At 49.5% G+C, this 22,915-nt stretch carries 25 protein-coding genes and 1 tRNA gene; 15 read left to right on the plus strand and 11 right to left on the minus strand.

What is annotated here, in order from left to right:
- Positions 1-11: 11 nt before the first annotated feature.
- The 11 genes from rarD to AC3WQT_RS05020 all read right to left on the minus strand — a co-directional run bounded on the left by rarD (position 12) and on the right by AC3WQT_RS05020 (position 7,508).
- Positions 12-908, minus strand: a complete 897-nt coding sequence (rarD, locus tag AC3WQT_RS04970) for an EamA family transporter RarD (protein WP_492702717.1) — start codon at positions 906-908, stop codon at positions 12-14.
- An 82-nt stretch (positions 909-990) separates the two neighbouring features.
- The gene (locus AC3WQT_RS04975; protein WP_492702718.1) at positions 991-1,893 is read right to left on the minus strand and encodes a cobalamin-binding protein; all 903 of its coding nucleotides are present in this window, start codon (positions 1,891-1,893) and stop codon (positions 991-993) included.
- A complete protein-coding gene (gene panC, locus AC3WQT_RS04980; RefSeq protein ID WP_492702719.1) occupies positions 1,893-2,732 on the minus strand; it encodes a pantoate--beta-alanine ligase in 840 nt (279 codons plus the stop codon). Before panC ends, AC3WQT_RS04975 begins: the two co-directional genes overlap by 1 nt.
- 39 nt (positions 2,733-2,771) lie before the next feature.
- Positions 2,772-3,629: a segregation and condensation protein A gene (locus AC3WQT_RS04985; RefSeq protein ID WP_492702720.1), complete on the minus strand. Its 858-nt coding sequence runs from the start codon at positions 3,627-3,629 to the stop codon at positions 2,772-2,774.
- Between the two features lie 39 nt (positions 3,630-3,668).
- Complete coding sequence (locus AC3WQT_RS04990) at positions 3,669-3,878, minus strand: DUF3460 family protein (protein WP_110253987.1); 210 nt, start codon at positions 3,876-3,878, stop codon at positions 3,669-3,671.
- A 105-nt stretch (positions 3,879-3,983) separates the two neighbouring features.
- A complete protein-coding gene (locus AC3WQT_RS04995) occupies positions 3,984-4,565 on the minus strand; it encodes an LOG family protein (RefSeq protein WP_492702721.1) in 582 nt (193 codons plus the stop codon).
- Entirely contained in the window at positions 4,562-5,233 is a 672-nt protein-coding gene (locus tag AC3WQT_RS05000) for a TetR/AcrR family transcriptional regulator (protein WP_162041829.1), read from the minus strand. The genes AC3WQT_RS04995 and AC3WQT_RS05000 overlap by 4 nt, the downstream gene beginning before the upstream one ends.
- A 62-nt stretch (positions 5,234-5,295) precedes the next feature.
- A complete protein-coding gene (locus tag AC3WQT_RS05005) occupies positions 5,296-5,814 on the minus strand; it encodes an RDD family protein (RefSeq protein WP_492702722.1) in 519 nt (172 codons plus the stop codon).
- A gap of 4 nt (positions 5,815-5,818) precedes the next feature.
- Positions 5,819-6,520 (minus strand): DUF3106 domain-containing protein, encoded by a 702-nt coding sequence (locus AC3WQT_RS05010; RefSeq protein WP_492702723.1) that lies wholly within the window; start codon positions 6,518-6,520, stop codon positions 5,819-5,821.
- 2 nt (positions 6,521-6,522) lie between these two features.
- Positions 6,523-6,939 (minus strand): DUF3619 family protein, encoded by a 417-nt coding sequence (locus AC3WQT_RS05015; protein WP_492702724.1) that lies wholly within the window; start codon positions 6,937-6,939, stop codon positions 6,523-6,525.
- Positions 6,936-7,508 carry an RNA polymerase sigma factor gene (locus tag AC3WQT_RS05020; RefSeq protein ID WP_492702725.1) on the minus strand — a complete coding sequence of 191 codons (573 nt, stop codon included), beginning with the start codon at positions 7,506-7,508 and terminating at the stop codon, positions 6,936-6,938. The genes AC3WQT_RS05015 and AC3WQT_RS05020 overlap by 4 nt, the downstream gene beginning before the upstream one ends.
- Before the next feature lie 538 nt (positions 7,509-8,046).
- On the opposite strand from AC3WQT_RS05020, the gene AC3WQT_RS05025 reads away from it, so the two are divergent.
- From AC3WQT_RS05025 to AC3WQT_RS05095, 15 genes are all read left to right on the plus strand, one after another.
- Positions 8,047-9,762: an acetolactate synthase 3 catalytic subunit gene (locus AC3WQT_RS05025; RefSeq protein WP_492702726.1), complete on the plus strand. Its 1,716-nt coding sequence runs from the start codon at positions 8,047-8,049 to the stop codon at positions 9,760-9,762.
- Entirely contained in the window at positions 9,762-10,253 is a 492-nt protein-coding gene (gene ilvN / locus AC3WQT_RS05030; RefSeq protein WP_162041823.1) for an acetolactate synthase small subunit, read from the plus strand. Before AC3WQT_RS05025 ends, ilvN begins: the two co-directional genes overlap by 1 nt.
- 59 nt (positions 10,254-10,312) lie before the next feature.
- Positions 10,313-11,329 carry a ketol-acid reductoisomerase gene (gene ilvC, locus AC3WQT_RS05035; RefSeq protein WP_162041822.1) on the plus strand — a complete coding sequence of 339 codons (1,017 nt, stop codon included), beginning with the start codon at positions 10,313-10,315 and terminating at the stop codon, positions 11,327-11,329.
- Between the two features lie 357 nt (positions 11,330-11,686).
- Complete coding sequence (pssA, locus tag AC3WQT_RS05040) at positions 11,687-12,550, plus strand: CDP-diacylglycerol--serine O-phosphatidyltransferase (RefSeq protein ID WP_492702727.1); 864 nt, start codon at positions 11,687-11,689, stop codon at positions 12,548-12,550.
- 501 nt (positions 12,551-13,051) lie between these two features.
- Positions 13,052-14,590, plus strand: a complete 1,539-nt coding sequence (locus AC3WQT_RS05045; protein ID WP_492702728.1) for a 2-isopropylmalate synthase — start codon at positions 13,052-13,054, stop codon at positions 14,588-14,590.
- Positions 14,591-14,728: 138 nt separating this feature from the next.
- On the plus strand, positions 14,729-14,998 hold the full coding sequence (rpsO, locus tag AC3WQT_RS05050) for a 30S ribosomal protein S15 (protein WP_110253976.1): 270 nt from the start codon (positions 14,729-14,731) through the stop codon (positions 14,996-14,998).
- 215 nt (positions 14,999-15,213) lie between these two features.
- Positions 15,214-17,370 carry a polyribonucleotide nucleotidyltransferase gene (gene pnp, locus AC3WQT_RS05055; protein ID WP_492702729.1) on the plus strand — a complete coding sequence of 719 codons (2,157 nt, stop codon included), beginning with the start codon at positions 15,214-15,216 and terminating at the stop codon, positions 17,368-17,370.
- Between the two features lie 147 nt (positions 17,371-17,517).
- On the plus strand, positions 17,518-18,498 hold the full coding sequence (locus AC3WQT_RS05060; RefSeq protein ID WP_492702730.1) for an NAD(P)H-quinone oxidoreductase: 981 nt from the start codon (positions 17,518-17,520) through the stop codon (positions 18,496-18,498).
- Positions 18,499-18,691: 193 nt separating this feature from the next.
- Positions 18,692-19,435, plus strand: coding sequence for a triose-phosphate isomerase (gene tpiA, locus AC3WQT_RS05065; protein ID WP_492702731.1), 744 nt, complete (start codon positions 18,692-18,694; stop codon positions 19,433-19,435).
- 41 nt (positions 19,436-19,476) lie between these two features.
- Entirely contained in the window at positions 19,477-19,878 is a 402-nt protein-coding gene (gene secG / locus AC3WQT_RS05070) for a preprotein translocase subunit SecG (RefSeq protein WP_492702732.1), read from the plus strand.
- Between the two features lie 85 nt (positions 19,879-19,963).
- Positions 19,964-20,048, plus strand: a tRNA-Leu gene (locus AC3WQT_RS05075).
- 114 nt (positions 20,049-20,162) lie between these two features.
- On the plus strand, positions 20,163-20,522 hold the full coding sequence (locus AC3WQT_RS05080) for an NADH-quinone oxidoreductase subunit A (protein ID WP_110253971.1): 360 nt from the start codon (positions 20,163-20,165) through the stop codon (positions 20,520-20,522).
- Between the two features lie 6 nt (positions 20,523-20,528).
- The gene (locus AC3WQT_RS05085; RefSeq protein WP_110253970.1) at positions 20,529-21,005 is read left to right on the plus strand and encodes a NuoB/complex I 20 kDa subunit family protein; all 477 of its coding nucleotides are present in this window, start codon (positions 20,529-20,531) and stop codon (positions 21,003-21,005) included.
- 29 nt (positions 21,006-21,034) lie between these two features.
- On the plus strand, positions 21,035-21,631 hold the full coding sequence (locus tag AC3WQT_RS05090) for an NADH-quinone oxidoreductase subunit C (protein WP_492702733.1): 597 nt from the start codon (positions 21,035-21,037) through the stop codon (positions 21,629-21,631).
- Entirely contained in the window at positions 21,631-22,884 is a 1,254-nt protein-coding gene (locus AC3WQT_RS05095) for an NADH-quinone oxidoreductase subunit D (protein ID WP_162041814.1), read from the plus strand. Before AC3WQT_RS05090 ends, AC3WQT_RS05095 begins: the two co-directional genes overlap by 1 nt.
- The last annotated feature ends 31 nt before the right edge of the window (positions 22,885-22,915 follow it).

Genomic DNA, 22,915 nt, shown 5'->3' on the forward strand with positions numbered 1-22,915 from the left:
GCAATTGGCGCTTAGCTGCCTGGCTTTACTTCCATTTTGACAGTACGGAAATTGCGCCACAAACCTTCAGCTGAATAGACGACCAGCGCTGCCCAAATGGCGATAAAGCCTGCCAGTTTGTTGGAGTCGAAAGGCTCGTGATATAGCCAGACGCCCAGCAGTAACTGCACCAGCGGCGAGATGTATTGCAGCAATCCTAGTGTCGTCATCGGTATGCGCCTTGCACCGGCAGCAAACAATAATAAGGGAATGGCAGTGATAGGGCCGCTGATGAGCAGCAGCATCTTGATATCCATACTGTTGGCGATGAAGCTGTTTTGCCCTTGCAAAGTCATCCAGCATAGCCAGCCAAACGCAAATGGGAAGAGCAGGGCGGTTTCCAGTGACAAGCCTTCCAGCGCACCCAGGGCAGAGGTCTTGCGCAGCAAGCCATAAGTGCCAAAGGTCGCTGCCAACACCAGGCCTATCCATGGCAGGTGACCAGTCTGTATGGTCAACCAGGCGACGCCGACAGCAGCCAGGGCTACTGACAGCCATTGGCCAGGGCGCAGTTTTTCACGCAGCAAGACTGAGCCTATGAGAATATTGACGAGAGGCGTGATGAAATAGCCAAGGCTGGCATCAACGATGTGGCCATGATTGACGGCCCAGATATAGACGAACCAGTTGGCGGACAACAGCACCGCACTCAGGGCAAAGCCGCCTATCAGTTTTGGTTGTCTGATTGCTGTGCTGACCCAGGCCCATTGCTTGCGCCAGGTCAGAACACCAACCAGGAATAGCAATGACCACAGCATGCGGTTCAGCAAGATTTCCAGGGCAGGGACGTCGTGCAGGGTTTTGAAATAAATGGGGAACAGGCCCCAGAGGAAATACGCGGAGCCTGCAAACAAAATACCTTGGCGCATGAGTAGCAATCAATCTGTAAGGCTTGCGGCAGCAAGCAAGACAAACATTATCGCTTGAATAGAAATTGTTTGCTGCCAGCGCCTATTTGCTTCTTGCTGTGGCCAGGTGCTTGCATAGAGCTTCGGTACCATCGAGTATGCGCGGCCCGGCGCGATTCAGCCAGTCACCTTTGATTGTGTAGAAGTTGTTTTTCTTTACGGCTGTCAGGATGGGGTATTGCTTCCAGTCTGCCATGCTGTCGATATTTTCACCGCTGCTGAAGATGACATCAGGGTTCGCCGCCAGCACTGCTTCATTGGTGATGGTGGAGCTCAATTCTTTGAGCTGGCCAAATACATTTTTGCCGCCGCACAAACGTATGGAGTCGGACACCATATGCGTGTCATTGATAGTCATCAATGGCCTGCGTATCATTTGATAATACACGCTTACCGGTGTCGCCCCGCTTGGCAATTGATAAGTCTTGCGCAGATTATCGAGACGCTGCCTGAACTTTTGGGCATTGGTTTTGCCAGTACTTTCAGTGCCAGCCAATGTCGCCAGTCTTTCTATTGATGTTGCCACCATTTCAAAATTATGGGGCTCACTTTCAAAGACAGTGATGTGATTGCTGCGCAATTTATTGGCCAGGATTTTGGCATTGCCCGTACCCCAGACAATGACCAGATCTGGTTTGAGGGAGAGCAGACGCTCCAGGTCCAGTGCGAAAATATTGCCTATCGAAGGCAGTTTTTTTGCCGCCTCGGGATAGTCGCTGTAATCGGTCACTGCGATGATGTTATTTGCCGCACCAGCCTCGAACAGCATCTCGGTAATATGCGGCGCCAGGCTGACGATGCGTTGCGCGGGTTTCTCTACAGTAACCTGGCGTTGTGCATCATCCAGTACCGTGATGGATGCATGGGCAACAACAGGTAAGGCCAGGCTCACGATAAGGCAGCTTGCAAGTGCAAGGCTGCCTGTTAGCAATTGAAAGCGACGCATCAAATTTCCAGATTGTCGATCAGTCGCGTGCCACCTAGTTTAGCAGCCGCCACCACAACCAGCGGTGATTGCTGGGCGATATCACCAGCAGAAGGTGGTTGCAGATCGGCGCGTTTGCGTATCGAGATGTAATCGGGTTTCCAGTTACGGGCCGCCAGTTTTGCCATGGCCTGACGTTCAAGTTCAAACATATCCAGATGGCCGGCGCGCACTTCTTCTGCGACTTCATTGAGTGTTTTGTACAAGGCAGGTGCTTCGGCCCGCTCTTCTGCCGAGAGATACATATTGCGGGAAGACAGGGCCAGGCCATCTTCTGCCCTGAAAGTTTCCGCGGCGATGATTTCGGTAGGCAGGGCAAATTGCTTGCTCATATTGCGCACTATCATAAGCTGCTGATAATCTTTTTTGCCAAAGACAGCAACGCGTGGTTGTACGCAGGAGAACAATTTCAGTACAACGGTGGTTACGCCGGTAAAGAAGCCGGGACGGAACTCACCTTCGAGTATGTTGCCCAGATCATCCGGTGGGCGCACGCGGTATTCCTGCGGCTCTGGATACAAGTCTTTTTCAGTTGGTGCAAACAGGACATACACGCCTTCTTTTTCCAGTTTCTCTACGTCAGCCTGGAAAGTGCGCGGGTATTTGTCGAAGTCTTCATTCGGGCCAAATTGCAGGCGATTCACGAAAATCGAAGCGACTACCGGATCGCCATGTTTTTTTGCCAGCCGCATCAGAGAGAGATGCCCTTCATGCAAATTGCCCATGGTTGGCACAAATGCGGTACGCAATTGTCCGCTCAACTGGTCGCGCAATTCTTCAATGGAGGAAATGATTTTCATGTTACGGCTCTTTAGTGAGGAATAGTTTTATTCTTGCGATCAGGCTGGTGAATACGCCAGGCGCACGTAGATAGGTGCAAAGGCTTCTGCCTGGGTGATTTCTATCAAGGTTTCTTTGGCTAGCTCAAGCAGGGCGACAAAATTCACGACCAGCACTGGCGCACCACGGCTGACATCAAACAGGTCGGAGAATTCAACAAACTTGGATGACTGCAGCTTGCGCAAAATACCTGTCATGTGTTCACGTACCGACAGTTCTTCGCGGCTGATCTTGTGATGGGCGACAAGAGTCGCGCGCTTCAATACATCAGCCCAGGCAGATTGCAGGTCAGCTATGTCGACATGCGGCCAGTGCAGCACGGTGTTTTGCTCGACAAATACCTGGGCATGTAAAAAGTCGCGGCCCAGTTGCGGCACTGCATTGAGATCGTAAGCAGCCAGCTTCATCTGCTCGTATTCAAGCAGGCGGCGCACCAGTTCTGCGCGCGGATCATCAGCCTCTTCACTATCTGCGCTCTTGTTGGAGGGCAGCAGCATGCGTGATTTGATCTCGATGAGCATGGCGGCCATCAGCAGATATTCGGCAGCCAGTTCCAGATTGTGTTTGCGTATCTGATCGACATACTGCAAATACTGCAGTGTGACTTGCGCCATCGGGATATCAAGGATATTGAAGTTTTGCTTGCGTATCAGGTACAGCAGCAAATCCAGCGGGCCTTCAAAGGCTTCCAGGAATACTTCCAGCGCATCGGGTGGGATGTACAGGTCATTCGGCAGCTTGAAGAGCGGCTCGCCATAGAGTTTGGCAAATGCCAAACCATCGACAACATCAGGCGCGCTGTCGGTTGCGCCAACCAAAGGTAAATCGGTTGGGGTTAACGCTGCTGTGGTGCTCACAAGCTTTCCGGATTGATCAGGGTATCAAGGCAGGCTGCATCAGCCTTTGTTTTGATACACGTAGGCTTGCTGATTGATGCGCGATTCCTGGTTGCGTTTTTGCGTATCCAGATCAATTGCCTGCTTGTCCCATAACAGGGCACGGCCATCACGCTGGCTTTGCTCCAGTGCGGGATTCGCTTTTTTCAGGTCTTTGATGAAGTTGGTTGCTTCGGATTCGTACAGCGAGAATTGCTTGGAGAATTTCATAATTTGAAATAAACACGAAAAGTCGGATGAAGCCGCATTTTACTCTGCTTTTGGCCTTGTCATATGGTTTTGGCCCTTGAGTAAAGCTTCAGGCGTGCAGAGAAATCACAGGTCTTTGACTTCCAGCCATTTTTTCACGTGCATGGGGCGATAGCTTGCAAATTTTTGCAAGAGCTGGGCTGGGTTGGTTTCTATATACAGCAAATCCAGGTGTGCAGGGCGCAAGAAGCCCTGTTCTACCGTGTGCAAGAGAAAATCATGCAATTTCCGGTAAAAATCATTGATATTATATAAACCAACCGGCTTTTCATGAAAACCCAATTGTGACCAGGTCAGCACTTCAAATAATTCTTCCAGCGTACCTATACCGCCAGGCATGGCGATGAAGGCATCAGACAAGTCTGCCATCATGGCTTTGCGTTCATGCATATTGGCAACGATATGCAGCGAGGTGAGGGCGGTATGGCCGACTTCCTTATCCATCAACGCTTTGGGGATGACGCCCGTAACTCTGCCACCCAGTCGCATGACTTCATCAGCGATCACTCCCATGAGGCCGACATTGCCGCCGCCGTACACCAGGCCAAGGTTTTGCCTGACCAGTTCGGCAGCCAGTTGGTGTGCTGCAATAGCGTAGTCGTCAGTGATGCCGGGAGAGGAGCCGCAATAAACGCAAATATTCTTCATGCGGGATTGATCTTGCGCAAATAGTCTTGCGACAGTTTTTCGAAGACGTTCTTGGTTTCGCCGCGCAGGTAAGGGCTGATCAGCACAATCACTTGGTAGCAGCCACGTGCCAGCGACTCTGACATGGTTTGCAGTTCAGTATACTTGCGCGGATTGCGTACATATTCATACGACAGCCAGTAAGTTGCCACTACTACCATATTAGTGGCCAGGGCATCAATATCAATGTCGCTGGCCTCAAACTCGCCGTCAGCGCGCAGGCCGTTACACAGCTCGGTCGCTACCTTGATTTTGTGCGTCAGTATTTCTTTGAAGTTCAGTTCCAGCTTGCGGTTCCTGGACAGCAAATCATTCAGGTCGCGATAGAAAAAGCGATAACGCCAGACCAGCTCAAAGGTCAGGTGCAGGTAAGTCCAGATATCCTGAATATTGGCTTTGCGCCCTTCGGGGAAAGCCAGCTTCTTGTTAATTTCTGCCTCGAACTGCACGAAGATGGAATTAACGATATCGTCTTTATTGCGAAAATGATAATAGAGATTGCCTGGGGAAATATTCATTTCCTCGGCAATCACGGTCGTGGTGATATTGGGCTCACCGAATTCATTGAAAAGGCGCAGGGATAGCTCAAGTATGCGTTCCCTGGTGCGACGAGGAGCTTTGTGTTGCATGTCATTCTTCTCGATAATTTATTTCATAAGAATAACATTGAATACGCAACATCAAAAGAGTATCAGGCTTTTGACTGTGCTTTCAGCTCAATTTCTGAGGGAATATGAATCAATCTGGTCTTGGCCAGACGATCGTGCAGAAATTGCCCTTGTTTGTCAAAACGAGCGGTGCAAGCCCAGGCCAGCATGCCGACGATCACTACGGCAGCCATTTGCCATTCTTTGAGGCCCAGTTGGTAGTCCAGCGCCATGGCAGGCAAAAACCACATCCATGCCAGACAATAACGGACGACGGCTTTGATGACAGGGAGTTTGCCGCCATCCAGGTCAACCACCTTGATACGCCAGGTTTGCATGGCAAGGGTTTGACCGCTACGGCTCCAGCAAAAAACAAAATAGGCACCTATCACCAAAAACAACCAGAACTGGCGTGCGTGACGCAACATCAGGGCATGCCTGCTTTGCGTGATGACGTCAAAGATAAAACTGGAGACAAAAACGATACCAAACAAGAGCATGGCCTCATAGACCATGCAAATCAGGCGACGACGTAATAGTGGTGCGGTCAGATCAGAATTCACAGGATTACTTGCTTGTAGAGGCGGGAATGCTGGCAGCAGTTACATCTGCCACATTGGATGCGGGGCTATTAATTGCGGTTGATGCCGGTGCCACCGTGACAACGGCAGGCGGTGTAACTACCTTGGCGGCAGGTGCAGTAGTGGAGGCGGGTTTAGGTCCGACCTTGATTGGTGCCAGAATTTTTGGGTTCTTGACAGATTCCGATGGCAGATTGGTTACACTTTTCTTTTTTTGATTCTCATCAGCCAGGCGTTTTTTTTCTTCTTCGCTCAGTTGCTGGTATTGCTGCCACTGGGCGGATTTATGCTCGGGCTTGAGTTGTGTTGATTTTGCGTAGTTTTCACGGGCAGCCATACGTTGCTCTGGTGTCAATTTGACCCAGTCGCGCATACGTTCTTGTAGTCTGGCCTGCTCATCTGGCTTCATCGTTGCATAACGATTGGCGATCTCCAGCCATTTTTTCTTACCGAGCTCAGACATCTTGTCCCACTCCGGGCTCAGCGGTGCCAAAGCCAGCTTTTGTGCCGCGCTAAGCTCTACCCACAGCGGCTTGCTCAGGGTGCTGCCACCCAGCAAACTGGTACTGGCTTTACTTGCGGCTTGTGCATTGGACGCAGGAACAGAAATACCGCCGGCAAAAGCCAGCGGTATTGCAAGAGACAGAATAATGAAAAAGACAGAATTCGGTATTAACGCAAACGTCACTACTACTCCTCCGTTTTGTTCAAATAAGCACTGAACCCGGTATCAACATAAGCGGCTGGAGGCAATTCATCAACCAGAACCGCAGCATCAATATCTGCCAGTTCATTAATGTTTTGCTGCTGCTCGTATTCATAAATGCCCAACAAGCCAATTATCAATACCAGCAAGGGCAAGGCTAAACCCAGTTTGCCCATCCAGGAACCCGGTCCCTGGAAAGAAAAGCCAGAATTACCAGCCAATACGCCTTTAAATACCTGTACTGCTACAGGTGCTTCCTGCTTCTTGCGGGCCAAAGCCTGCTTGCGGGCTTGTGCCAGCCTGTCCAGAGTGGGGGCAGGCAGGTTTTCCGCTGACTCATTCAGCGCCCGTCTTACCTTGTAAGCAAACTCAAGGTCTTTCGCTTCTTTTGAATAGTTCATAGGTGAATTCCTTTAGCCTTGAGCGTGACGGCCAATGCGTGTGTCGCCCTGGAGCAGTGTGTTTTGACGCTGCCTTCTGAGCAACCCATTGCAGCGGCGGTTTCCGCTACATCCATGTCTTCCCAATAACGCATGAGGAAGGCTTCCCGTTGACGTGCTGGAAGTTTTTTTATTTCTTCGTCAATTATGTTGAGAACTTGCTCACGTTCTATCTTGTCGGCACTGGATTCTGATGATTCTGAACCCTCTTCGGCAGCATAACTTTCCAATAAGTCAAAATTGTCATCGTCCTGGTTATTGGACGGTGTAATACTGGAAAACAAACTGACCCAGGTGTTTCTGACTTTTTCCCGGCGGAAAAAATCCAGAATGGTATTTTGCAGTATACGCTGAAACAGCATGGGCAATTCTGCGGCCGGCTTGTCGCCATATTTTTCGGCGAGCTTGATCATCGCTTCCTGGACGATGTCCAGAGCAGACTCTTCATTTCTTACTGTATAGACAGCATGTTTGAAAGCGCGACGTTCTACACCTTCCAAAAAGCTGGATAATTCTTTGTCTGTGGCCATTGTTGGCAGTTACGTTGTGATAGCAGGCACTGCTTCTTCTTGAACATTGAATAATGTCATTGAACTTTTTAAAGAAGCGGGCCATGCAAAATTGCGCACATGCTAGCAAAAATACGTGCTTATGTCCTGAATTTTGTGCTTTCTTGTCATTTGATAACATTGTAAAGTTAAATAAGTTTCTTTTCTTATAGAATTTTCCTTGACCAAATTGCTGCGACGCAGTACCTTGTGAGTCCGCTCCAAAATCTCGGGGCACAAAATACTTGTCCGGAACAGCCCACAATGCTGCAACCGACAAGTTCGCTTTAAGAAGCTGTTTGTTCTGACCCATGCCACAAGCGTGAGAAGTCTGTCGTTGTAAAGCCTTAATACTGATTGAACGAGTGCACTAAGCTTTGCCTGGCACCATATCCAACGGATGTGTAAAGGGGAATGTGACCGCACATAAAGGGATCTCAGCTTTCCGGTATTTACATGTCGATTTCGCCAGGAAAGAACATCCGATCAATCTCCTATGGACCTTGAAAGGACACAATTTATGAGTTCAGAATTTACAGGCGCAGAGATACTTGTCAAGTGTCTGGCCGAAGAGGGTGTTGAGCATGTGTTCGGATATCCGGGCGGTGCCGTACTCTATATCTATGACGCGATTTTCAATCAGGACAAGTTCCAGCATATCCTGGTGCGTCACGAGCAAGCTGCAGTGCATGCTGCTGATGCTTATTCCCGTTCCTCCAATAAAGTAGGCGTGGCTCTGGTCACTTCCGGACCTGGCGTTACCAATGCGGTAACCGGGTTGGCAACTGCTTATATGGATTCGATCCCCATGGTGATCATTTCGGGTCAGGTGCCCAGTGCCGTTATCGGCCAGGATGCTTTCCAGGAATGCGATACCGTTGGTATTACCCGCCCATGCGTAAAGCATAATTTTTTGGTGAAAGACGTCAGAGACCTGGCCGAGACCGTCAAGAAGGCATTCTATATTGCAACGACAGGTCGTCCTGGTCCTGTGCTGGTGGATATCCCTAAAGATATCAGCATGCACAAAACTACCTATAGCTACCCTAAAGAAGTCGAAATGCGCTCTTACAAGCCAGTCGACAAAGGGCATGCAGGGCAAATTCGCAAGGCTGTGCAACTGTTGTTGCAGGCTGAACGTCCCATGATTTATACCGGTGGCGGCGTGATACTCGCGCATGCGGCACCGGAACTGAACAAGTTGGTTGATCTGCTCGGTTTCCCATGTACCAATACCCTGATGGGTCTGGGTGCCTACCGTGCCAGCGATGAAAAATTCGTCGGCATGCCAGGCATGCATGGTACTTACGAAGCCAATATGGCCATGCAGCACTGCGACGTGTTGATCGCCATTGGTGCCCGTTTTGATGACCGCGTGATTGGCAACCCCAAGCATTTTGCTTCGCATCCGCGCAAGATCATTCATATTGATATTGATCCTTCGTCGATTTCCAAGCGCGTCAAGGTTGATATTCCTATCGTCGGTAATGTCAAAGACGTGCTGCAGGAAATGTTGTCACAACTGAGTACGGTTGAGACACGTCCTGATCCCAAGGCACTGGCTGCCTGGTGGAAACAGGTCAATGAATGGCGTGGTCGCGAATGCCTGAAATACCCGACTTCAAATGAAGTCATCAAGCCACAGTCCGTGGTTGAAAAAGTGTGGGAAGTGACCAAGGGCGATGCCTTTGTTACCTCGGACGTAGGCCAGCATCAGATGTGGGCTGCACAATACTACCGCTTCGACAAGCCACGTCGCTGGATCAATTCCGGTGGCCTGGGCACCATGGGGGTCGGTTTGCCGTATGCCATGGGTGTGCAGATGGCTAATCCTGATGCGACTGTTGCCTGTATCACTGGCGAAGCCTCGATACAGATGTGCATACAGGAGCTCGCGACCTGCAAGCAATATCACCTGACGCCAAAAATCATCTTGTTGAACAACCGCTTCCTTGGCATGGTCAGGCAGTGGCAGCAGATTGATTATGGTTCACGCTATTCTGAATCTTACATGGACTCCTTGCCTGACTTTACCAAGCTGGTGGAAGCCTATGGTCACGTTGGCATGAAGATAGAAAATCCGGCGGATGTCGATGGTTCCATACGTGAAGCCTTCGCCATGAAGGACAGGCTGGTATTCATGAACTTCATTACTGATCAAACCGAGAATGTCTGGCCTATGGTCAAGGCAGGCAAGGGTTTGACTGAAATGTTGCTGGGTTCGGAGGATCTGTAATGAGACATATTATTTCCATCCTTCTTGAGAATGAAGCCGGTGCCTTGTCCCGCGTGGTTGGTCTGTTCTCTGCCCGTGGCTATAACATTGAAACTTTGACGGTTGCGCCAACTGAAGACCCGACCCTGTCACGTATGACTATCGTGACTTCCGGCTCTGACGACATCATCGAACAGATCACCAAGCATTTGAACCGTTTGATTGAGGTGGTCAAGGTGGTTGATCTGACCGAGGGCGCGCACATAGAACGCGAACTGATGCTGATCAAGGTACGAGCGGTCGGCAAGGAACGCGAAGAGATGAAGCGCACCGCAGATATTTTCCGTGGCCGCATTATCGATGTCACCGAAAAGACCTACACCATAGAATTGACCGGTAATAAAGGTAAATTGGATGCTTTCATTGATTCCATAGACCGCGCGGCAATTCTGGAAACGGTACGTACCGGTGGTTCAGGCATAGGACGCGGCGAACGCATCCTCAAGGTTTAAAAAATAGTTTCAGGCATACGCCATTCCCCTACAAAAATACTTAATTATTAGGATACAAAATGAAAGTTTTCTACGACAAAGATTGTGATCTCTCTCTGATCAAAGGCAAAAACGTTGCTATCATCGGCTACGGTTCTCAAGGGCATGCACACGCACAGAACTTGAATGATTCCGGTTGTAAAGTAACTGTCGCCCTGCGTAAAGGCGGCGCATCCTGGGACAAGGCAAAAAATGCCGGTCTGAACGTGGCTGAAGTGAATGATGCAGTTAAAGCTGCTGACGTCATCATGATCTTGCTGCCAGATGAAAACATCGCCCAGGTTTACGCTGAAAACGTTGCTCCTCATGCTAAACAAGGCGCAGTGCTGGCATTTGCCCACGGCTTCAATGTTCACTACGGTCAAGTTGTGCCACGCGCCGATCTGGACGTCATCATGATCGCTCCTAAAGCACCAGGCCACACTGTGCGCGGTACTTACAGCCAAGGTGGTGGTGTGCCTCACCTGATCGCTGTGTATCAGGACAAATCCGGTTCTGCCCGTGACATTGCCCTGTCTTATGCGATGGCTAACGGCGGTGGCCGCGCTGGTATCATCGAAACCAACTTCCGTGAAGAAACGGAAACTGATTTGTTCGGCGAACAAGCTGTTCTGTGCGGTGGCGCAGTTGAATTGATCAAAGCTGGTTTTGAAACCCTGGTTGAAGCTGGCTACGCGCCAGAAATGGCTTACTTTGAATGTCTGCATGAACTGAAACTGATTGTTGACCTGATCTATGAAGGCGGTATCGCCAACATGAATTACTCGATCTCCAACAACGCAGAATATGGCGAATATGTAACTGGCCCTAAAGTCGTTACAGAAGACACTAAAAACGCTATGCGCCAATGCCTGAAAGATATTCAGACTGGTGAGTACGCGAAGAGCTTTATCCTGGAAAACAAAGCTGGTGCACCAACTTTGATTTCCCGCCGTCGTTTGACTGCTGAGCATCAGATCGAAGAAGTGGGCGCGAAATTGCGTGCCATGATGCCTTGGATCGCTAAAAACAAACTGGTTGATCAATCGAAGAACTGATCTTCAAGATTGCCGGCCATCATCCTGCGTGCGCTTGCAGGCGCACGCAGCTCGAAGGCTAAAAGTCGTCCACTTGGACGACTTTTTTTACGCCTTCAAGTACGCTTGGATTGCTAAAAACAAACTGGTTGATCAATCGAAGAAATAAATTTTTAGGTTGAACTTCAAGAAAGCAAAAATCGCTCATCAAAGTGTGATTTTTGTTTATGTAGCTGCTGTTCTGCCGCCTGCATGCTGTCACGAGCATGTCATTCAATTATGCGAATTGTTTTCGCAGTCAATAATCACGGTTATACTTCCCACACTTTTGACTTCTATTGTCTGGCATTGCCGGGCAAGTTTTTACGAAATAACCGCATGTCCACACCTAATCGACGCAAGCCTAAGGGGAGTTTCAAGCTTTTTCCCAGGGGTATACGCAAAACGCAACAATCTGCTGAAGTCGTTGCCGCTGAGGTCGCTCCTAAGAGGCGGCGCGGCATTTATTTATTGCCGAATGCATTTACCACGGCAGCCCTGTTTTGCGGTTTTTATGCCATTGTCATGGCAATGAATCAACGTTTTGATCAGTCTGCCCTGGCAATTTTCGTGGCCATGGTGCTGGATAGCCTGGATGGTCGCGTTGCCCGTATGACCAATACCCAGAGTGAATTTGGAGCGCAATACGATAGTTTGTCGGACATGATTTCCTTCGGCGCGGCGCCCGCATTAGTGGCTTATGAATGGTCACTCAAAGGCATGGGCAAGCTGGGCTGGCTCGCAGCCTTCGTCTATTGTGCCGGCGCAGCTTTGCGTCTGGCGCGTTTCAATACCAATATTGGCGTAGTTGATAAGCGTTACTTCCAGGGCTTGCCCAGTCCTGCGGCAGCCGCCCTGGTTGCTGGGTTCGTATTGTTGATGGAAGACTTGCATTTCCTGGGGCGCGACCTGAGCTGGAGTACCTGGAGTATCACCTTGTTCGCTGGTTTGACGATGGTGACCAATGTGCCTTTCTATAGTTTCAAGGACGTGAACCTGCGTAAGTCAGTGCCATTCATTGCACCTTTCCTCATCGTGCTGGCTTATGTTGCCGTGGTCAGTGATCCGCCCAAGGTTTTGTTTGGTTTGTTTGTTTTGTACGGCTTGTCTGGTTATGTAGTCTTGCTGTGGCGCTGGCGCAAGGGCAGGCCGGTCAGTATCGTGCAGACCAGTGTTGATGATCATCACCATGATGATAAATAGGACTTACGCAAAACCGCCCCAGCTGCGTTGCAGCTCCTAGCCGTACTAAAGTACTGTCTTCGTCGCTACGCCTTGCTGGGACAATTTTGAGTAAGTCCTAATAAATAGGGCAGCATCAAAACCCGCAATGCCAGATTAAATTCGGTGCTTTTCAAGAAAAGTCGCAATACGGAAAATGTATCGCGGCTTTTTTGCTTTTATACCTGAGAAAAGAAGGATTTTCCTGCTATAAATTCTTGCACTTTTGTGTCTTTGCGCTTATAGTCTTTTGCATGAACTCCGCATCTACATCAATAGCAAAAAACACTACGGCAGGCCTGTCTGGTCTGCTATCGCTATTGCTGGCATCTCTACTAGCGTTCACGCGCTAAATCCCCTACACCCACAATTCGAGTAGTCTCACCACCCATGTGCGTCTTGCAAGGGTAGGCTAAAGAATATTCACAGTGCAGCTTTATATCTACAACATTTCAGACTTAAATTCATATCAGGAGCAATAACATGGCCGACAAACTCATCATATTCGACACAACCTTGCGCGATGGCGAGCAATCCCCTGGGGCATCCATGACCAAGGATGAAAAAATCCGTATTGCCAAGCAACTGGAGAGAATGAAGGTCGATGTGATTGAAGCCGGTTTTGCTGCCGCTTCACCAGGTGATTTTGAATCCATCAAGGCGATTGCATCCGTCATCAAGGACTCGACGATTTGCTCTTTGTCGCGCGCCAATGACCGCGATATTGCCCGTGCGGCAGAAGCCTTGCAAGCCGCTCAACGTAAGCGTATTCATACTTTCATTGCGACTTCGCCTTTGCATATGGAAAAGAAATTGCGCATGACTCCGGACCAGGTATTAGAGCAAGCAATACAAGCCGTGCGCTATGCCCGCAATTTTACTGACGACGTGGAGTTCAGTCCTGAAGATGGTAGCCGTTCAGATATGGATTTTCTCTGCCGCGTGCTGGAAGCAGTTATTAAAGAGGGGGCAACAACGATCAACTTTGCTGACACAGTCGGTTATGCCGTGCCTGAACTGTACGGCAATATGCTGAAATCTTTGCGCGAGCGTATCCCTAATTCTGACAAGGCGATCTGGTCTGTGCATTGCCACAATGACCTGGGCATGGCAGTGGCCAACTCACTGGCTGGTGTCATGATAGGCGGAGCGCGTCAGATTGAGTGCACCATCAATGGCCTGGGTGAACGTGCAGGTAATACCGCACTCGAAGAAATCGTCATGGCCGTTCGCACTCGCAAGGATTATTTTGACCTGCAACTGGGCATAGACATCAGTCAGATCGTGCCTGCTTCCAAACTGGTGTCGCAAATCACCGGTTTTGCCGTGCAACCGAATAAAGCTGTCGTTGGTGCAAATGCTTTCGCCCATGCATCCGGCATCCATCAGGACGGTATCTTGAAGGCGCGTGATACCTACGAAATCATGCGTGCCGAAGATGTGGGCTGGAGTGCCAATAAACTGGTGCTGGGCAAATTGTCTGGCCGTAATGCCTTCAAGCAGCGCCTGGAGGAATTGGGCATAGCCCTGGAGTCGGAAACTGAAGTCAATGCAGCCTTTGCGCGCTTCAAGGAACTGGCCGACAGAAAGTCTGACATATTCGACGAAGATATTCTCGCTCTTGTGTCTGACGAAGAGCACGCACATAACAATGACGCCTTCCACTATGTGTCTTTGTCGCAGCGCTCAGAAACGGGTGAGTTGCCTTATGCCAAAGTCGTATTTACTTCGGAAGGCAAAGAAGTCACTTGCGAAGGTAATGGCAATGGCCCGGTAGATGCCATCGTCAATGCCATCGATTCCAAGGTGCAGAGCGGGGCGGAGCTGTTGTTGTTCTCGGTGAATGCGATTACCACTGGGACCCAGTCACAGGGTGAGGTCACCATGCGTTTGTCCAAGGCTGGCCGCATCGTCAATGGCGTAGGCGCAGATCCTGATATTGTTGTTGCTTCGGCGAAAGCTTATTTGTCGGCATTGAATAAATTGCAATCAAAAACCGAGAAACTGAATCCGCAGATTTAAACCAGATTTGATTCTGGCTAAAAACGGTGTTATAGTCACGCGTTCCGTCATTCCGGCGGAATTGTTATGTCACGATAATGATGGTTTTGTAGCTGTTTTATAAATAGCGACTATTGTTATCGCATGTTAAGGAAAATCATGTCTATCGAAAAAAATGCAAAAGCCGCTATCGTAGCGGACAATGCCCGTGGTCAAAACGACACAGGCTCCCCTGAAGTGCAAGTTGCTCTGTTGACTGCACGTATCAATGATCTGAATGGTCACTTCAAAGCTCACTCTAAAGATCACCACTCACGTCGTGGTTTGATCATGATGGTTAACCGTCGTAAGAGTCTGTTGTCTTACCTGAAAGGTAAAGACTTGAATCGCTATCGCTCACTGATCGAAAAACTCGGCTTGCGTAAGTAATTCTTGCTGAATTTAGCAAAAGATTTGTAGCAAAAAGCCTGCGTCAGTTCACTGTCGCAGGCTTTTTGTCCATCTAGAGTTTTAGTTTTACCCAGTTTTAGCCCGGTTTTTGATGTAAATATTAAAAAACAGGCAAAAAGCAATCCAGGCGGGTTGCTCGCGGTGAGGTGAACGACAGCGCCTGAAAATCTGTCGGCAAATAGAAAGGACACATTGTGTTTAATAAAATTACCAAAACCTTCCAATATGGTCAGCACCAGGTAACACTGGAAACCGGCGAAATCGCTCGCCAGGCATCGGGTGCAGTCCTGGTATCCATAGAAGATACCGTTGTACTGGCAACTGTCGTTGCCAAGAAAGATGCAAAACCAGGTCAGGATTTCTTTCCTCTGACCGTGGACTACATGGAAAAAACTTACGCTGCCGGCCGTATTCCTGGCGGTTTCTTCAAGCGTGAAGGTCGTCCATCAGAAAAAGAAACATTGACTTCCCGTTTGATCGATCGTCCTATCCGCCCTCTGTTCCCAGAAGGTTATCTGAACGAAGTTCAGGTCATCATCCATGTATTGTCCGTCAATCCAGAAATCGATCCTGATATCGCTGCAATGATCGGTGCTTCTGCTGCGATCTCTGTTGCTGGCATCCCATTCAGTGGTCCGGTTGGTGCGGCACGAGTTGGTTATATTGAGGGTCAATATGTATTGAACCCAACAGCAACTCAACTGAAACAATCCAAGCTGGATCTGGTTGTTGCTGGTACTGAGCAAGCCGTGTTGATGGTTGAGTCCGAAGCACAGCAATTGTCTGAAGAAATCATGTTGGGCGCGGTTGTCTACGGCCACACGCAAATGAAAGCTGTGATCGATGCGATCCATGAACTGGTACGTGACGGTGGCAAGCCTGAAGTGCAATGGGCGCCTGCTGCAAAAAATGAGCCGCTGATTGCTGCTGTTACAGCAGTGGCAGAGCCTCTGTTGCGCACTGCGTATCAAACCAAAGAAAAGCAGGCGCGTACTGAGCAATTGAAGGCGGCAACGTCTACAGTTGCTGCGGCGCTGGCTGAGCAAGCTGCTGCCAAAGGCGAAGCTGCTCCTGATTCATCTGAAGTTGGCAATATCCTGTTTGATCTGGAAGCGAAAATCGTTCGCTCCCAAATCCTGGAAGGCGAGCCACGTATTGACGGTCGTGATACGCGCACTGTGCGTCCTATCACTATCCGTACTGGCGTTTTGCCACGTACGCATGGTACAGCCCTGTTCACGCGCGGTGAAACTCAGGCTTTGGTGATTGCTACTCTGGGTACTGCCCGTGACGAACAAAAAATCGATGCGCTGATGGGCGAATACTCCGATCGCTTCATGCTGCATTACAATATGCCTCCGTTCGCTACTGGCGAAACAGGTCGCGTTGGTACGCCTAAGCGTCGTGAAATTGGTCATGGCCGTCTGGCTAAACGTGCATTGCAAGCTGCGCTGCCTGATCCTGAAGATTTCAGCTACTCCGTTCGTCTGGTATCCGAAATTACAGAATCCAATGGTTCATCTTCCATGGCTTCCGTCTGCGGCGGTTGCTTGGCGTTGATGGATGCTGGCGTGCCGATGAAAGCACACGTTGCCGGTATCGCGATGGGTCTGATCAAGGATGGCAACAAGTTTGCCGTTCTGACAGATATCCTGGGTGATGAAGATCACCTCGGCGATATGGACTTTAAAGTAGCTGGTACTGCAGAGGGCATCACTGCCTTGCAAATGGATATCAAAATCCAGGGTATCACTAAAGAAATCATGCAAGTCGCTTTGGCGCAGGCCAAAGAAGGCCGTATCCATATCCTGGGTAAAATGCAGGAAGCCGTACCTGTCGGTAAAACCGAATTGTCTGACTTTGCTCCGCGCCTGATCACGATCAAGATCAACCCTGAAAAAATCCGTGATGTTATCGGTAAGGGTGGTGCAGTGATCCGTGCTCTGACAGAAGAAACTGGCACGCAAATTGATATCAGTGATGAAGGTGTCGTTACTATCGCTTCTGTTGATGCAGCCGCTGGCCAGGAAGCCAAGCGCCGTATCGAAGAACTGACTGCAGAAGTTGAAGTTGGCAAGATCTATGAAGGTACAGTATTGAAGTTGCTGGACTTCGGTGCAATTGTGCAAATCATGCCAGGTAAAGATGGTTTGCTGCACATCAGCCAAATCGCCAATGAGCGCGTGAATGCAGTTGCTGATTACCTCAAAGAAGGTCAGCAAGTACGTGTAAAAGTACTGGAAACTGATGACCGCGGTCGCTTCAAGTTGTCGATGAAGGCAGCAGCTTCTGAGTCTGAAGCGCAAGCTCAGCCTCAACAACAACAACAACAGCAACAGCAGCAGCAGTAATAAATTCACGCAGCCTTTGGGTTGAGTGAATTAATAATAAGCTGCAAATGAGTTGAAAACGCCCGTCTCGCACGGGCGTTTTTTTATTGGCTTACAATTGCGTACTGTATCGCTGGACCCATACAAAGGCTGAAGATGAAAACTGAAATGCGCGCAATTGAAATTACCCAATATGGCAAACCTGAAGTATTGCAAATTTGCAGCAGGCCCGTGCCAGTGCCAGGCAAGGGTGAGTTATTGATCAGGGTTGTCGCGGCTGGTGTGAATCGCCCTGATGTCTTGCAGCGACTTGGTTTTTATCCTGTGCCACCAGGGGCTTCTGATTTGCCTGGGCTGGAGGTGGCAGGTGAGGTGGTTGGTGGTGATGTGCAGGGTAGTGGGTTTGAATTGGGTGATCAGGTTTGTGCATTGGTGCAGGGTGGTGGGTATGCGGAGTATTGCGTGGCACCTGCGGGTCAGTGTTTGAAGACGCCAGCGGGCATGTCCGTTATAGAAGCGGCCTCGCTGCCGGAAACCTATTTTACTGTCTGGAGCAATGTATTCCAGCGGGCGCATTTGTCGCCTGGCGAAAGTTTTCTGGTGCAGGGCGGTACTTCAGGCATAGGTGTAGCAGCAATCCAGATTGCCCGGGCATTGGGGCACAGGGTTTTTGCTACCGCTGGTTCTGATGAGAAGTGCAAGGCGACTGAAAAGCTGGGCGCGGAGCGCGGCATCAATTACAAGACTGAAAATTTTGTCGAAGTCGTCAAGGAATTGACTGCAGGTAAGGGTGTGGATGTCATCCTGGATATGGTTGCTGGATCTTATGTGCCGAAAGAAATCAATTGCCTGGCGGATGATGGCAGATTGGCCATCATTGCTCTGCTGGGCGGTACTTCTGCCGAGCTTGATCTGGGGCAGGTCTTGCGCAGGCGGCTGACGGTGACTGGATCGACCCTGCGACCTCGGTCTATTGCTTTCAAGGCAAAAATCTCTGCTGAGCTGCAAACGCATGTCTGGCCACTGCTGGTTTCGAGAAAAATAGTGCCAGTGATACACCAGGTTTTTCCTCTGGAGCAGGCGGCGCAAGCTCACGCCATGATGGAAGAGGGTTTGCATATAGGTAAAATCATGTTGGCTTTGGATTAGGGGCTGTGCCGCCTGCTTTCTTGAGTTTTCTTGCGAGTATGTAGTGTGCTTGCCTCTTATGTTGCTGTATTGCTCATATATCTGAGGTAATTATGCCTTTAAAGCAAGTTCTTGATGTAAAAACTGGTCTTGCTGGTTTGACCCTGTCTGCGCTGAAGGCTACAATAGACGGTTATTTATATTTTGGCTCACTATGCGACGCACCTTAATAGCCGGTAACTGGAAAATGAATGGTAGTTTTGCTGCTAACCGTTCATTGTTGTCTGAAGTCAAGGCGGGTTTGCCTGCCGATTTGCATTGCGATGTGCTGGTGTGTGCTCCTGCGCCTTATTTCGCGCAATGCGCCGATTTGCTGAGTGGTACTGCTGTCAACTGGGGTGCGCAAGATGTATCAGTGCATGCCCATGGCGCATACACTGGTGAGATTTCTGCTTCCATGTTGCAGGACTGCGCTTGCAAATATGCAATCGTCGGGCATTCTGAGCGCCGTGCTTATCATGCCGAGAGTAATGAGTTGGTAGCGCAGAAGGCGCAGCAATTGTTAAGGCACGGTGTATTGCCGATAGTCTGCGTGGGTGAAACGCTGGAGCAGCGTGAGAGTGGCCAGACTAATGCAGTTGTGGCTGCGCAATTGAATGCGGTTCTGGATGTGCTGGGTGCCTTGGATGGTGTGGTGATTGCCTATGAGCCTGTATGGGCTATTGGCACAGGTAAAACAGCAACGCCAGAAATGGCGCAAGAAGTACATCATTTCCTGCGCCAGCAGGTGGCTGCGCGTGATGCAGGTGCGGCAGAAAAAGTACAGATTTTGTATGGTGGTAGCATGAAGCCGGAAAATGCCAAAGAATTATTGGCAATGCCCGATATTGATGGTGGTTTGATTGGTGGGGCTGCACTGAAGTCGCAAGATTTTCTTGCGATTATCGCTGCCAGTTAATTGATTTATTGTAGTACTTAATTTTTACTTGGATGTTTTGAATGCAAACTTTACATACGTTGGTCATTGTTGTTCAGATACTGTCTGCATTGACAATTATTGGTCTGGTTTTGTTGCAGCACGGTAAAGGTGCTGATATGGGGGCCTCTTTTGGTTCCGGTGCTTCTGGTAGCTTGTTTGGTGCAACTGGCTCGTCCAATTTCTTGTCCAAAGCAACGGGTATAGCTGCTGCGATATTTTTTGCGGCGACCCTGGGTCTGGCAGTATTCAGTACTGGTGCCCGCAAACCTTCCGGTGGTGTGATGGAAGGCGTAACAGTCGTCCAGCCTGCTGCTAATGCTGCTGCAAGTGCGCCGGCATCTGCTCCTGCGGCGGCTTCTGCTGCAACTGCAACATCTGCGCCAGCTTCCGCCGCTGGTCAAGCGGGTCAGATTCCAAAATAAATTGATCTTGCTCAGCAAAAAACATTGAATTGCTGCAATTGCGCGTTGAACAATGAGGCTATACATAGTAGAATGCTGGGCTTAAGCCGACGTGGTGAAATTGGTAGACACGCTATCTTGAGGGGGTAGTGGCGAAAGCTGTACGAGTTCGAGTCTCGTCGTCGGCACCAAAAAAATAAGGCCAGTTTTCTTTGCTGGCCCGGTCGAGGAAGCAGTCGTTTCTTGTTGTCTGGTCTTAAGAAATGACTTGCTTCAATCTGGCATTCAATTACAGGTAGCCTAACGTGAACCTCGAAAATTATTTCCCAGTTCTTCTCTTTATTCTGGTTGGTATCGCTGTAGGTGTGGTGCCGCAAATCCTGGGGCGTGTTCTTGCTCCATATAAACCAGACTCACAAAAAAATTCTGCTTACGAATGCGGTTTTGAGGCATTCGAAGATGCGCGCATGAAATTTGATGTGCGCTATTACCTGGTGGCGATTCTGTTTATTTTGTTCGATCTGGAAACGGCATTCTTCTTCCCTTGGGGCGTGGCAATGCGTGATCTGGGCTGGACGGGTTTTCTGATTATGCTCGGCTTCGTGCTGGAGTTTGGCGTTGGATTTTGGTACATCTGGAAAAAAGGCGCTCTGGATTGGGAGTGATGGATTATGTCAATTGAAGGTGTATTGAACGAAGGCTTTGTTACGACAACAGCCGATAAGCTGATCAACTGGACGCGTACCGGTTCCATGTGGCCGATGACCTTTGGTCTGGCCTGCTGTGCGGTAGAAATGATGCACGCTGGTGCTTCCCGCTATGATCTGGATCGCTTTGGTGTGGTATTTCGTCCTTCTCCGCGTCAGTCTGATGTCATGATCGTTGCTGGTACGCTGTGCAACAAGATGGCTCCTGCCTTGCGTAAGGTATATGACCAGATGGCAGAGCCGCGCTGGGTTATTTCCATGGGTTCTTGCGCCAATGGTGGTGGTTACTACCATTATTCGTATTCAGTAGTACGTGGTTGCGACCGTATTGTGCCAGTTGATATTTATGTGCCAGGTTGCCCGCCAACTGCTGAAGCACTGATGTACGGCATCATACAGTTGCAAAACAAGATCAAACGTACCAATACCATTGCTCGTTAATCGCGCGATCGCTGGGGCAATATTAAATTATGACTACCAAACTGGAAAACCTTGAGGCAGCAGTAAAAAATGTCTTGGGTGAACGCATTCTTGACTTAAGGAATGCGCTGGGTGAAATCACCATCGTGGTTTCTGCAACTGCTTACCTGGATGTGATGCGCACTTTGCGTGACCATGCAGAAACCAGTTTTGAAGAATTGATCGACCTTTGTGGCGTTGATTATTCTGCCTATGGCGATGGCTTGTGGGAGGGTGCGCGTTTTGCCGCTGTTTCACATTTGCTGTCGATTAAGCATAACTGGCGTTTGCGTGTGCGCGTGTTTGCACCGGATGATGAAATGCCGGTCGTGCCATCGCTGATCGATATCTGGAATGCCGCCAACTGGTATGAGCGTGAAGCTTTCGATCTGCTCGGTATTCTGTTTGATGGTCACAATGACTTGCGTCGTATTTTGACTGACTATGGTTTTATCGGTCATCCATTCCGTAAAGACTTTCCAGTTTCCGGCTATGTTGAAATGCGTTACGACGCAGATCAAAAGCGCGTTGTTTACCAGCCTGTCACGATAGAGCCACGCGAAAATGTGCCGCGTGTGATTCGTGAAGAAAATTACGGGATGAAATAATGGCTGAGATTAAGAATTACACCCTGAACTTTGGTCCTCAGCATCCTGCTGCGCACGGTGTGTTGCGCCTGGTGCTGGAGCTTGATGGTGAAGTGATACAACGTGCCGATCCTCACATTGGCCTCTTGCATCGCGCGACTGAAAAGCTGGCTGAGCAAAAAACTTTCCTGCAATCTGTGCCTTACATGGATAGACTGGACTATGTATCAATGATGGCCAATGAGCATGCCTATGTCATGGCCATTGAAAAGATGCTGGGTCTGGAAGTGCCTTTGCGTGCGCAATACATCCGCGTCATGTTTGATGAAATCACGCGTCTGTTGAACCACTTGCTGTGGATAGGCGCGCATGCATTGGACGTGGGTGCGATGGCGGTGTTCCTGTATGCATTCCGTGAACGTGAAGATCTGATGGATTGCTATGAAGCAGTCTCAGGCGCACGCTTGCATGCTGCTTACTATCGCCCAGGCGGTGTGTATCGTGACTTGCCGGATCAAATGCCGCAATTCACGACATCGGCCTTGAAAAATGAAAAAGCGATGAAGCTGCTGAATGAAAACCGTCAGGGTTCTCTGCTGGATTTCATTGAAGACTTCACTAACCGTTTCCCGAAATATGTCGACGAATACGAAACACTGTTGACCGACAACCGTATCTGGAAGCAGCGTTTGGTTGGTATTGGTGTCGTGTCTCCTGAGCGCGCCATGGCCATGGGTTTTACTGGTCCTATGTTGCGTGGTTCCGGCATAGAGTGGGATTTGCGCAAAAAGCAGCCGTATGAAGTCTATGACTTGCTGGACTTTGATATTCCAGTTGGCGTCAATGGCGACAGTTATGACCGTTACCTGGTGCGTGTCGAAGAAATGCGCCAGTCCAACCGCATCATCAAACAGTGCGTTGAGTGGCTGCGAAATAACCAGGGCCCGGTGATTACTGATAACCACAAGGTTGCGCCGCCACATCGCGTGAACATGAAGTCGAATATGGAGGAACTCATCCATCACTTCAAACTGTTCACCGAAGGTTTCCATGTTCCTGCTGGTGAAGCTTATGCCGCAGTTGAGCATCCTAAAGGCGAGTTTGGTATTTACTTGATGTCCGATGGCGCTAACAAGCCTTATCGTCTGAAAATTCGTGCGCCAGGTTTCGCGCATTTGCAGGGTTTGGATGAAATGGCAAAAGGTCACATGATTGCTGATGCGGTAACGATCATCGGTACTCAGGATATTGTGTTTGGTGAGATTGACAGATAAAGCGGCGTCCTGAGGGCGTCGAATCGAGGCA

The sequence above is a fragment of the Undibacterium sp. FW305-107 genome, assembly GCF_058788535.1.